Source organism: Micromonospora sp. CB01531 (assembly GCF_001905095.1).
GTDB lineage: Bacteria > Actinomycetota > Actinomycetes > Mycobacteriales > Micromonosporaceae > Micromonospora.
Map to the genome: position 1 here is coordinate 23,224 of NZ_LWLS01000065.1, position 11,532 is coordinate 34,755.

An 11,532-nucleotide genomic window follows, 5' to 3' on the forward strand; every position below is an offset into this window, starting at 1 on the left:
CCTCGCTCATGCCGGGGAATCGGTACGCCGGGCCGCCGCGGCGACCGCGATCCGTGCCGCCAGGTCGGCGTTGCGCAGGATGATCCGCACGTTCACCGCCAGGCTGGCGCCCTCGGTGGCCGAGTGGAAATGGGCGAGCAGGAACGGCGTCACGGCCTTGCCGGTCACACCCTCGCGGGCCAGCATGGCCAACCCCTCGGCGAGGGTACGGTCGTGCAGCGCCGGGTCGAGCTGCTGGTCGACCGGGAGCGGGTTCGCCACGATCAGCCCGCCCTGGTGCACGCCCTGCCGTTCCCGGGCGACGAGCACGTCGGCCACCTGCTCCGGCGACTCCACCGACCAGTCCAGGTCGAAGCCGGCGTCGGTGAGGTAGAAGCCGGGGAAGCGGCGGGTCCGGTAGCCGACCACGCTCACGCCCAGGGTCTCCAGCCGTTCCAGCGTGGCACCCACGTCGAGGATCGACTTCACGCCGGCGCAGACCACCGCGATCGGCGTCCGGGCCAGGGTGACCAGGTCGGCGGACTCGTCGAAGGTCTGGGCCGCCTCCCGGTGCACCCCGCCGAGGCCACCGGTGGCGAAGACCCCGATCCCGGCCGCCGCGGCCACCGCGCTGGTGGCGGCCACCGTGGTGGCGCCGTCCGCACCGGTCGCGGCGGCCACCGCGAGATCGCGTACGGACAGTTTGCTCACCCCGTCGACCGTGGCGAGCCGGGTCAGCTGCGCGTCATCCAGGCCGACGATCAGCTCGCCGGCAACCATGCCGATGGTGGCCGGGACACCGCCCGCGTCCCGGACGGCCTGCTCGATCTGCCGCGCCACCAGCAGGTTGTCCGGCCGGGGCAGGCCGTGCGAGACGATGGTGCTCTCCAGGGCGACGATCGGGCGTCCGGCGCGCAGGGCGTCGGCCACCTCGGTCCCGAAATGGATGTGAAAGTTGGTCACTTCCGTTACGGTACGGGCCGCTCTCCGGTGACCTGCGGTGGACCGGCCCCGGAGAAGCTGCCAAACTGGAAATTTGGAGGTGTAGCAGTGAGCACACAGGTTCTCGAGCGTCCCGAGGTGAAGGACGCCGACACCGGCCCGGAGATGTTCCACTACGTCCGCAAGGACAAGATCGCCGAGAGCGCGGTCATGGGCACGTTCGTCGTCGCGCTGTGCGGGGAGACCTTCCCGGTAACCAAGGCGGCCAAGCCGGGTTCGCCGGTCTGCCCGAAGTGCAAGGAGATCTACGACTCCTGGGCCGAGTGACCGCGGGCGGCTCCGCCGCCCGCCCACGTAACCTTCGCCGGTGACCACCTCCACCGCCCTGCTCGTCGCCGACCTCACCGGGGTTGCGGTGTTCGCCGCCTCCGGGGCCTCGGCGGCCGTGGCCAAACGGCTCGACCTCTTCGGGGTGGCCTTCGTCGGCGTCGTCGCCGCCCTCGGCGGCGGGATCTTCCGGGACCTGGTCATCAACGAGGTCCCGCCCCTGGCCTTCGCCGACTGGCGGTACGCGGTCACCGCGACGGCCACCGCCGCCGCCGTCTTCTGGCTGCACCCGCAGCTCGCCCGGCTGCGCACCACCGTGCTGGTGCTCGACGCGGCCGGTCTCGGGCTGTTCACCGTCACCGGCACGCTCAAGGCCCTCGACGCGCACGTGCCGGCGGTCGGCGCCTGCATGATCGGCATGCTCACCGCGATCGGCGGCGGTCTGGGGCGCGACCTACTCACCGGCGAGATCCCGGTGGTGCTGCGCCGGGAGATTTACGCCCTCACCGCGCTGGCCGGGTCGATCGTGGTGGCGCTGCTGTCGGCGTACGGACAGGCGCACACGGCCGGGCTGATCGTCGCGGCCGCCTTCGTCTTCGTGCTGCGGCTGGTCTCGCTGCGGCGGCGCTGGTCCGCCCCGGTCGCCACGCTGCGCCCGCCCCGCACCGGCACCCGCGGCCCGCAGGGCTGAGCCGCCACCGCGCGGGGTGGCGGATGTGACCAGCGTGGCGTCGAGTGGGGAGAAAGGGCCCCGCTGGTTATGCTGAGTCGGCCTTCGCGGCACGTTCTGCGCGGAGGCGTTTTCATGGGCGACGGAACCCGTGGCCCTCGGCCGGGGCCCGCCGTCGTGCGGTCGGAGAGGAGCTACGCGTGGCACCGCGGTTGCCGGCGCTCGAGACGTTCCCGCCCCTGCGTGCCTGGCAACGCAAGGCGATGGTGGAGTACCTGCGTCGGCGCACCGAGGACTTCACCGCGGTCGCCACGCCCGGCGCCGGCAAGACCACCTTCGCCCTGCGGATCGCCGCCGAACTGCTGAACGACGGCACCGTCGAGGCCGTCACCGTGGTCGCCCCGACCGAGCACCTGAAGACCCAGTGGGCGCAGTCCGCCGCCCGGGTCGGCGTCCAGCTCGACGCCGCATTCCGCAACGCCGACCTGCACTCCGCCGCCGACTTCCACGGCGCCGTCGTCACGTACGCCCAGGTCGGCATGGCACCGCAGGTGCACCGGCGGCGCACCATGACCCGGCGCACGCTGATCATCCTGGACGAGATCCACCACGCCGGCGACTCGCGGACCTGGGGCGACGGCGTCAAGGCGGCCTTCGAGCCCGCCGTACGCCGGCTGATGCTCACCGGCACGCCGTTCCGCTCCGACGACAACCCGATCCCGTTCGTCGCCTACGAGCGGGGTGGGGACGGGCTGCTGCGGTCCCGCGCCGACTCCGTCTACGGCTACTCCGACGCGCTACGCGACGGCGTGGTCCGGCCGGTGCTGTTCCTGGCGTACTCGGGGGAGACCCGCTGGCGCACCAACGCCGGGGAGGAGTTGGCCGCCCGGCTGGGCGAGCCGATGACCCAGGACCTCGTCGCGCAGGCCTGGCGTACCGCGCTGGACCCGGCCGGCGACTGGATGCCGCAGGTGCTGCGGGCCGCCGATGCCCGGCTGACCGTGCTGCGCAACGCCGGCATGCCCGACGCGGGCGGGCTGGTGATCGCCAGCGACCAGCAGGCCGCCCGCTCGTACGCGAAGCTGATCGAGCAGGTGACCGGCGAGAGGGCCGCCGTGGTGCTCTCCGACGACCAGGGAGCGTCCGCGCGGATCGCGACGTTCGCGGCGTCCGAACAGCGCTGGCTGGTCGCGGTCCGGATGGTCTCCGAGGGCGTCGACATCCCCCGCCTGGCCGTGGGCGTGTATGCGACCAGTGCCAGCACCCCGCTCTACTTCGCGCAGGCCATCGGCCGGTTCGTCCGGGCCCGGCGGCCCGGCGAGACCGCCTCGGTCTTCCTGCCCAGCGTGCCGCACCTGCTCGGGCTGGCCAGCGAGATGGAGGCCGAGCGGGACCACGTGCTCGGCAAGGCGAAGGACCCCGACGGCTTCGACGACGACCTGCTGGAGCGCGCCCAGCGGGACGACCAGGCCAGCGGCGAGCTGGAGAAGCGGTACGCGGCGCTCTCCGCGACCGCCGAGCTGGACCAGGTGATCTTCGACGGCGCGTCGTTCGGCACCGCCGCCCAGGCCGGCACCCCGGAGGAGGAGGAATATCTCGGCCTCCCCGGGCTGCTCACCGCGGACCAGGTCGCGATGCTGCTGAGCAAGCGGCAGGCCGAGCAGTTGGCCGCGCAGCGGCGCAGGGCCGCCGAGCGGACCGCTGAGCCGGCCGCCGAGGCGCCCGCGCCGCCGATGAGCGCCGCCCACCGCCGGGTCGCGCTGCGGCGGCAGTTGAACGCGCTGGTGGCCGCCCAGCACCACCGCACCGGGCAGCCGCACGGCAAGATCCACGCCGAGCTGCGCCGGATCTGCGGCGGCCCGCCGAGCGCCCAGGCCACCATCGAGCAGCTCGAAGAGCGCATCGCCACCGTCCAAACCCTCTAACCATCCACCCCACCCCCCGTCCAGCGGCTTGATCAAGAGGTTTGCGTCCGGTCCGGGCGAGTTCCGAACCGAACTTCTTGATCAACGCCGGGGCGGCCCTCAGGCGGTGGGGGCCGGGTTCTATGGGCGGGGCTGTTTGTGAGTGTGGGATAGCGCGACAACCGGGACATCGGGTCCAGGTGCGGACATCGGGCCGAAAAAGCCGGCCGGAGACACCTTTCGGTGCCTCCGGCCGGCTTATGTCGGGTTGCGGATTCCTCGGACTCAGTTCGCCATCAGATCGGCGCCACGCCAGCTGAACTCCGGGTCCGTCGCGTACCGCACGGTGATCTTCACGAGATCCTCCGCGTACTTGTTCGCGTGGTGCCCACAGAACACCAGCTCGCTCCCACCCGCCAGAGTGATCCGGAGCTTGCCGGCAGCATTGCAGCGGTCGCACCGTTCATCGGCGGCCGGGGGGCTCACCGTCTCGGGCGGCGGCGTGAGGGTCGGGGTCATCGCCTTCCTCCTCTGGTCGTCACCGATGAACACTCTCTTCGGTCCTTGCTCACCTATCGTGCAACACCTAGCTCGGGCCCTGCCTTCCCTGTGTGCCCGCGGGGGACCGAGGTCACACCTGGCGCGGAAGACAGTGTGCCGTGCTTCAAGGGTGCCACGTCAACGATCACAAACAGGCAACCGACCGATCACCAATGAGTGTTCTACGGCTGGTGATCAAACCGACACGACTGGTTGACGCGTACGGTCAGTCCAGGTAGTCGCGGAGCACCTGCGAACGCGAGGGATGCCGCAACTTGGACATGGTCTTGGATTCGATCTGCCGGATCCGCTCCCGGGTCACGCCGTACACCTGGCCGATCTCGTCCAGGGTGCGCGGCTGGCCGTCGGTGAGGCCGAAGCGGAGGCGTACCACGCCGGCCTCACGCTCGGACAGCGTCTGCAGGACCTGCTGGAGCTGGTCCTGCAGCAGCGAGAACGAGACCGCGTCGACCGCGACCACGGCCTCCGAGTCCTCGATGAAGTCACCGAGCTGGCTGTCACCCTCGTCGCCAATGGTCTGGTCCAGCGAGATGGGCTCCCGGGCGTACTGCTGGATCTCCAGCACCTTCTCCGGTGTGATGTCCATCTCCTTGGCCAGCTCCTCCGGGGTGGGCTCGCGGCCCAGGTCCTGGAGCAGCTCGCGCTGGATCCGGCCGAGCTTGTTGATCACCTCGACCATGTGCACCGGGATGCGGATGGTGCGGGCCTGGTCGGCCATGGCGCGGGTGATGGCCTGGCGGATCCACCAGGTGGCGTAGGTGGAGAACTTGTAGCCCTTGGTGTAGTCGAATTTCTCGACCGCGCGGATCAGGCCGAGGTTGCCCTCCTGGATCAGGTCGAGGAAGGCCATCCCGCGACCCGTGTAGCGCTTGGCCAGCGAGACGACCAGTCGGAGGTTCGCCTCCAGCAGGTGGTTCTTGGCCCGCTCGCCGTCCCTGGAGATCCAGAGCAGGTCGCGCTGCATGTCCCGGGTGAGCTTCTCCTCGCCCTCCTCCGCGGCGCGCAGCCGCTCGGCGGCGTAGAGGCCGGCCTCGATCCGCTTGGCGAGCTCGACCTCCTGCTCCGCGTTGAGCAGTGGCACCTTGCCGATCTGCTTCAGGTAGGCCCGCACGGAGTCGGCGGAGGCGGTCAGCTCGGCATCGCGACGCGCCTGCTTGAGCGCCTCGGACTCCTCGTCGTCCCACTCGAAGTCGTTGTCGTTGGCGGAGTTGGCCGCGTCGGCCTCGGCGGCCCGGGTCAGCTCGGCCGGCTCGTCGACCACCACGTCCTCGATCTCGGCGGCCAGTTCCTCCGGGTCGATGTCGCCCTCGGGGCCCTCGCCCTTCGGCCCGGCCTTCGCCGGCTTCGCGGCGGCGGTCTTCGCCGCCACGGTCGCCTTGGTGGCCCGGGTCGCCTTGGTGGCCTTCGTCGGGGCGGCGGCGTTGGCGGCCACCTCCGCGGTGGTGCCGGCGGCCTTGCGCGCGGTCGCCTTCCGCGGGGCGGGGGTCGGGACCTCTTCGGCGGCCGGTGCCTGCTTCGGGGCGGGCGCGGCGGCCTTCTTGGTGGTCTTGGCGGTGGTGGCCCGGGAAGCCGGCGTGGCGGACCGGGCGGCGGCCACCCGGCGGCGGGTGCTGGCAGAGCCGTCCACGACCACCGTCACTCCCGCCTCGGAGAGCGCACGCAGGATCTTCTTGGCCTGGGCCGGGGTCACCTCAGCGGACTCGACGGTGCGCGCGAGCTGGGCCGACGTGAGCTGGCCGCCGGCGCTCTGCGCGTGGGCGATCAGGGTGTCGGTGAGCGAGCGAACGTCGGCGCCGGTCTGGCGGGGTTCTGTCACGAATGACCTTCCGGAGGCGAAGAGCGAGCACGGCCGGGTCGTCCGGCGCAGCACGGAACGCCGTGCCGGGCGAGTCGTTGAGGGACCCCCGTGTCCCGGGCCGGCCGGTCGCTGGCGGTCCGTGGCGCGTGGGCAGGGTGAATTGTAACGCCGTCTGCGGCGATCATCCCGCGCCGCACGGCGTATCGGCGGTATGGACCACCGATTCGGCGCAGATGTGGACTTTGTAAGGATGATACCCGCGCTCGACCGGCCGATCCCGGTCGTGCGGGAAGGGGACGAACATGATCGGCTCGGCGCCCACTCCGCCGGAACTGCTGGAGATCGCGATCACGGTGGCCCGGGACGCCGCCGCCACCGCACACCGGATGCGGGCCGAGGGGGTGTCGGTCGCCGCGACCAAGAGCACGGTCACCGACGTGGTCACCGCCGCCGACCGGGCCGTCGAGCGCCAGGTGCTGGCCGCCCTGCGTACCCTCCGCCCCGGCGACGCGGTGCTCGGCGAGGAGTACGGCGCGGGGGAGACTGGGCCGGCCGCCGACGGCGGGGTGCGCTGGATCGTCGACCCGATCGACGGCACGGTCAACTACCTGTACGGGCTGCCGTACTGCGCGGTGTCGCTGGCCGCCGAGGTGGCTGGCGAGGTGGTGGCCGGGGTGGTGCGCAATGTCGCCACCGGGGAGGAGTGGACGGCCATCGCGGGCGGCGGCGCCTGGCGGGACGGGGAGCGGCTGCGCTGCTCCGCCGAGACCGACCTGGGGCAGGCGCTGGTGGCCACCGGGTTCGGCTACGACGCCGGCCGCCGGGCGCACCAGGCCCGGGTGGTCGCCGAGCTGATCCCGCACGTCCGGGACATCCGCCGGATGGGCGCCGCGGCACTGGACCTCTGCCTGGCCGCCGAGGGGCGGGTCGACGCCTACTACGAGAAGGGGCTGGCCGCCTGGGACCTGGCGGCGGGCGGCCTGGTGGCGCGCGAGGCGGGACTGCGGGTGACCGGTCTGTCCGGGCGGCCGCCCGGCCCGGACCTGGTGATCGCCGCGCCGCCGGCGCTCTTCGAGCCGCTGCACACCCGGCTCGCCGCCCTGGACGCCTCCGGCGGTCCCTGACTACTTGACCTTCTCCGATATCGGGCAGGTGCCGGTCGGGGCCTCCGGGGAGCCGAGGTCGCCGAGGGACTGGTTGACCTCGGTGGTCGTGGCGAGCTGCTGGAAGGCGTTGCCGAGGATTACGTCGACCGTGTCGTCCGTGCGCTTCGCGTCGTACTGCTGCTCGGCGTTGTCGAGGAAGTAGGCCCGGAGCAGGTGCGCGGAGCCGACTCCCTTCGGGCCGAACCGCAACACGGCGACTTCGTCCACGGCCTTGGGGGCGTTGCCGACCTTCTTGACCTGGAACTTGCGGTTGCGGAAGTCGTCCGCGACGCTGCCGGCCCGGCCGACCTCGTCGGTTCCGTTGTAGACGTTGATCTTGACGTCCTTCGGCTCGCGCAGCGTGACGTCCGCCAGTGGCCAGCCCTTCGGGCAGCCCGCAGCGGTGCCCGCCTTGCCCTGGGTGTCGCGGACCATCGCGACGATGACGAAGACCAGGGCGAGGACCGCCAGCAGACCGACGACAACGAGTGCGCGCACTCGTGCAAAGCTCATCTGGGCGCTCCCCGGTACAGAGATTGGGTGGTGGCCGTCGGCGGTCGGTCCGCCCCGCCAGCCGTCAAGTACGCCGCTGAGGTTAACGGTTGTCCGGCCGTGGCGTGGAAACAGCCCGACATGCCGGCGCGCCACCGAGGGAACGGGTAGTACTACCCCTATCTTCGTGTCGCCTGAGTCACATTGGGAACAACTTCGGGCGCAGGGGCGTACATCTCTGCCACGAGGGCGGTATACATGCCTCGCCCAATGGGGGGGTAAGGTTCCGCGCTCGCTGGGGTGTTCTTCTCTGGCGGACTCGGCCCACCGGTCGTCGGGTCGGGTGACCGACACAAAGTGGTGGCCGGCCAGTGGAACCGAAACAGCGTCCTCCGGCGTTACAGCCGGAAGTGACCATATCGATATGGGAGAGTGAAACCGATGGCCACCGACTACGACGCCCCGCGTCGCGACGAGGTCGACCTCGGCGAGGACAGCCTCGAAGAGCTCAAGGCCCGGCGGGTCGACTCACAGTCGGGCGCCGTGGACGTCGATGAGGCTGAGGTGGCGGAGAGCTTCGAGCTGCCCGGCGCCGACCTGGCCGACGAGGAGCTCACGGTCAAGGTGCTGCCGATGCAGCAGGACGAGTTCCGTTGCGCCCGGTGCTTCCTGGTCCACCACCGCAGCCAGTTGGCGGTCGAGCGCAACGGCGAGCTGATCTGCCGCGAGTGCGCCTGACCACGACGTGTCTCACCGGCGGCGGCCTCCTCGATGGGGCCGCCGCGGTCCGAGCCGCCGTGCGGCGGTGGCGGGAAGCTGCTTGACTCGTACCGGCGGCTGTCACGCCGCCCAGCGACGGGAGGGCGGACGGGTGAGCGAGCACAACGGGCGGGCCGGGGCACCGGACGCCGCCGGGACCGGTGCCCAGGGGCCGACCGACCGGCCCGCCGAGCCGTCCGCGCCGGCCGTCGGGGGAGCGGCCGAGCCTTCGGCGCCGGCGGCCGGGGGCGGTGACACGGAGCAGCTCGGCGCGACCGTCGCCGCGCTGACCGCGGACGACATCGCCCCGGCCCGGCGCCGGCAGCTGCTCACCCGACTGGTCGGCCAGGCCCGCGCCCGTGGCCTCGCTGACCTGTTCAAGCCGAAGGCCGCGGTGCGCTGGATCACGGACACGGTCGCCGAGGTCGCCCCGCACGTACCGGTCCGCGACCTGGCCACGCTCCGGCGGCACTTCCCCGGCCTGACCGACGACGAGCTCGCCGAGCGGCTGATCCGCAACGCGGCCCGGGCCACCGCCGGAGTCGGCGCGGCCGGCGGCGGGATCGCCGCGGTCGAGTGGACGGTCACCCCGACCCTGCTCACCGCCCCGGTGCTGCTGGCCGCCGAGACGGTCGCCGTGGTCGCGATCGAGCTGAAGCTGGTCGGCGAGCTGCACGAGATCCACCGGGTGCCGCTGCCCGCCGGCGGCACCCAGCGGGCCGTGGCCCTGATCCAGTCCTGGTCCAGCCAGCGGGGGATCAATCCGATGCTGCCCGGCGTCGGGGTGGGCGCGGTACTGGGCACCGCCGCCCGCCGTGAGCTGCGGGACAGGCTGCTGCGCCGCTTCGGCCGCAACCTGACCACGCTCGGTCCGTTCCTGACCGGTGCCGCCGTGGCCGGTTACCTCAACCGCCGGGCCACCCGGGCCCTCGCCGACCAGCTCCGCAAGGACCTCCGCCGGAAGAGCCGGGAACTGCCCGCCCTACCCTGACCGCGCCTGCGTGCCGCCCGGTCCGGCGCCTCAGGCACGGAGAGCGGGACTCTCCGGCGGGAACAGCCACTCGTTCCGGGAATCTGTCCGCAGCAGGGCGGTGGGTCAGGCGGCGTCGCGGGCGGCGAGGATCGCCGTGGCCAGCTCGACCGGGTGCCGGGTGCTGACCACCCAGAACGGGGTCGGGTCGGCCGGGTCGTCCAGCACCACCTGCACCGCGCCGCCGATCCACGGGCGCTGCACCACGAAGGCCAGTGGGTCCGACCCGACGCCGAGCACCTCGCGTCGGCCGGCGGCGTCCAGCGGGACCACGTCGGCGACGTATCGCACCGGGAGGCGGGCGTCGTCCACCCGCAGCTCGCCGTCGCGGACCGCGACCCGGATCCGGCCCAGCCACCAGAGCGCGACCAGGACCGCCGGGATCAGCAGCACGAAGGGCAGCCAGGACCGGATGCCCGTGGCACCCATCCAGAGCTCGGTGGCGAGCAGCCCGGCGACGGCGAGGCCGGCGGGCCAGGCCCACCACGGCAGCCCGAGCCGCTCCGCGTACTCGCGGGTGGCGGCCACGGGCGGGGTCGTGGCGGACGAGGACGACGACAGGCTCACAGTCCGAGGGTACGGCGCACGACCGGCCGGCCAACCGGCAGGATGGCAGGGTCACCCCCGCAAGGACCGGACGGAAGAGGAAGACCGTGACAGACGTCGTACCCGTGCCCGTACGGCAGCTCGATCCGGAGCTGCCGCTGCCGGCGTACGCCCATCCCGGCGACGCCGGCGCGGACCTGGTGGCCGCCGCGGACGTGGAGCTGCCGCCCGGCGGGCGCGCCCTGGTGCCGACCGGCGTGGCCATCGCGCTGCCGGAGGGGTACGTCGGGCTGGTGCACCCCCGATCGGGGCTGGCGGCCAGGCTCGGCGTGACCGTGCTCAACGCGCCCGGTACGGTCGACGCCGGCTACCGGGGTGAGATCCTGGTCAACCTGATCAACCATGATCGGGAGACACCGGCGAAGATCAGCCGGGGTGACCGGATCGCACAGCTCGTCGTCCAGCGGGTCGCGCGGGCCGAGTTCCAGCCGGTGGCGGAGCTGCCCGCGTCCCGGCGCGGGACCGGCGGGCACGGGTCGACCGGCGGGCACGCCGGGCTGGTCCCGGCCCCGGCGAGCGGGCAGACGGAAGAGGTGGCAGGGTGAGTGTGAGCAGCGGAGGGCGGGCGCAGTGATCTTCTCCCGAAAGCGGGCCGGCGAGGCGCGGCACGCGCGTGACGAGCGGGCCGACGAGGTCCTCGACTCCCCGGCGACGGAGGAGTCGACCGCGCCGGCGGCGTCCCGGGGCCCGTACGACGTCTCCGAGGCGCCCGACGCGCCCCGGCTGGACCTGGGCAGCCTCCAGATCCCGGCGGTGCCGGACGTCGAGGTGCGGGTGCAGGCCGACCCGCAGGGCGTGATCCAGCAGGTCGTGCTGGTGCACGGCGACAACGCGCTGCAGTTGGGCGTCTTCGCGGCGCCGCGGTCCGAGGGCATCTGGGACGAGGTGCGCGAGGAGATCCGGCAGTCGCTGTACAACGACGGCGCGGCCGCCCAGGAGGTGCAGGGGGAGTACGGCATCGAGCTGAAGGCCCGGGTCCGCACCCCGGACGGGCTGACCGACCTGCGCTTCGTCGGCATCGACGGCCCGCGCTGGATGGTCCGCGGCGTCTACCAGGGCGAGGCGGCCAGCAACCCGGTCGTCGCCGGCCCGCTGGCGGCCTGCCTCGACGGCCTGGTGGTGGACCGGGGCCAGGAGGCCAAGCCGGTCCGCGAGCCGCTTCCGCTGCGGCTGCCCCGCGAGGTGGCCGAGCAGCAGGCGGCCGAGCAGCAGGCGGCCACGCAGCAGGCCGCGCCGGGGCAGCGCGAGGCCTGAGCCGTATCGCACGGGCCCGGCCCGTCGGCTCCCGTCGACGGTGCCGGGCCCGTCGCGTGTCCGGC

The 11,532-nt window shown here is 72.8% G+C and carries 13 protein-coding genes; 8 read left to right on the plus strand and 5 right to left on the minus strand.

Annotation, left to right across the window (positions count from 1 at the left end):
* Positions 1-6 precede the first annotated feature (6 nt).
* Entirely contained in the window at positions 7-942 is a 936-nt protein-coding gene (locus A6A27_RS15725) for a pseudouridine-5'-phosphate glycosidase (RefSeq protein ID WP_073835365.1), read from the minus strand.
* Between the two features lie 87 nt (positions 943-1,029).
* On the opposite strand from A6A27_RS15725, the gene A6A27_RS15730 reads away from it, so the two are divergent.
* From A6A27_RS15730 to A6A27_RS15740, 3 genes are all read left to right on the plus strand, one after another.
* Complete coding sequence (locus tag A6A27_RS15730; protein WP_073835366.1) at positions 1,030-1,248, plus strand: DUF3039 domain-containing protein; 219 nt, start codon at positions 1,030-1,032, stop codon at positions 1,246-1,248.
* Positions 1,249-1,288: 40 nt separating this feature from the next.
* Entirely contained in the window at positions 1,289-1,939 is a 651-nt protein-coding gene (locus tag A6A27_RS15735) for a trimeric intracellular cation channel family protein (protein WP_073835367.1), read from the plus strand.
* A gap of 179 nt (positions 1,940-2,118) precedes the next feature.
* The gene (locus tag A6A27_RS15740) at positions 2,119-3,843 is read left to right on the plus strand and encodes a DEAD/DEAH box helicase (RefSeq protein WP_073835368.1); all 1,725 of its coding nucleotides are present in this window, start codon (positions 2,119-2,121) and stop codon (positions 3,841-3,843) included.
* A 264-nt stretch (positions 3,844-4,107) separates the two neighbouring features.
* On the opposite strand, the gene A6A27_RS15745 is transcribed toward A6A27_RS15740, so the two are convergent.
* Together A6A27_RS15745 and A6A27_RS15750 are read right to left on the minus strand one after the other, a co-directional pair.
* The gene (locus A6A27_RS15745; RefSeq protein ID WP_073835435.1) at positions 4,108-4,341 is read right to left on the minus strand and encodes a DUF7455 domain-containing protein; all 234 of its coding nucleotides are present in this window, start codon (positions 4,339-4,341) and stop codon (positions 4,108-4,110) included.
* A 247-nt stretch (positions 4,342-4,588) separates the two neighbouring features.
* Entirely contained in the window at positions 4,589-6,199 is a 1,611-nt protein-coding gene (locus A6A27_RS15750) for an RNA polymerase sigma factor (RefSeq protein WP_073835369.1), read from the minus strand.
* A gap of 284 nt (positions 6,200-6,483) precedes the next feature.
* On the opposite strand from A6A27_RS15750, the gene A6A27_RS15755 reads away from it, so the two are divergent.
* Complete coding sequence (locus A6A27_RS15755; protein WP_073835370.1) at positions 6,484-7,305, plus strand: inositol monophosphatase family protein; 822 nt, start codon at positions 6,484-6,486, stop codon at positions 7,303-7,305.
* Here A6A27_RS15755 and A6A27_RS15760 read toward each other — a convergent pair whose 3' ends face one another.
* The gene (locus A6A27_RS15760; protein WP_198940319.1) at positions 7,306-7,824 is read right to left on the minus strand and encodes a LytR C-terminal domain-containing protein; all 519 of its coding nucleotides are present in this window, start codon (positions 7,822-7,824) and stop codon (positions 7,306-7,308) included. It lies immediately after the preceding gene.
* A 435-nt stretch (positions 7,825-8,259) separates the two neighbouring features.
* Between A6A27_RS15760 and A6A27_RS15765 the strand changes: the two genes are divergently transcribed.
* Positions 8,260-8,556 carry a DUF4193 domain-containing protein gene (locus A6A27_RS15765; protein WP_073835372.1) on the plus strand — a complete coding sequence of 99 codons (297 nt, stop codon included), beginning with the start codon at positions 8,260-8,262 and terminating at the stop codon, positions 8,554-8,556.
* Positions 8,557-8,689: 133 nt separating this feature from the next.
* On the plus strand, positions 8,690-9,568 hold the full coding sequence (locus tag A6A27_RS15770) for a hypothetical protein (RefSeq protein WP_083672630.1): 879 nt from the start codon (positions 8,690-8,692) through the stop codon (positions 9,566-9,568).
* Positions 9,569-9,673: 105 nt separating this feature from the next.
* On the opposite strand, the gene A6A27_RS15775 is transcribed toward A6A27_RS15770, so the two are convergent.
* Positions 9,674-10,168 (minus strand): DUF3093 domain-containing protein, encoded by a 495-nt coding sequence (locus A6A27_RS15775; RefSeq protein ID WP_338013287.1) that lies wholly within the window; start codon positions 10,166-10,168, stop codon positions 9,674-9,676.
* A 92-nt stretch (positions 10,169-10,260) separates the two neighbouring features.
* Between A6A27_RS15775 and dut the strand changes: the two genes are divergently transcribed.
* Both dut and A6A27_RS15785 read left to right on the plus strand, forming a co-directional pair.
* Positions 10,261-10,758: a dUTP diphosphatase gene (gene dut / locus A6A27_RS15780; RefSeq protein ID WP_073835374.1), complete on the plus strand. Its 498-nt coding sequence runs from the start codon at positions 10,261-10,263 to the stop codon at positions 10,756-10,758.
* A gap of 25 nt (positions 10,759-10,783) precedes the next feature.
* Complete coding sequence (locus tag A6A27_RS15785) at positions 10,784-11,467, plus strand: DUF3710 domain-containing protein (RefSeq protein ID WP_073835375.1); 684 nt, start codon at positions 10,784-10,786, stop codon at positions 11,465-11,467.
* Positions 11,468-11,532: the final 65 nt, after the last annotated feature.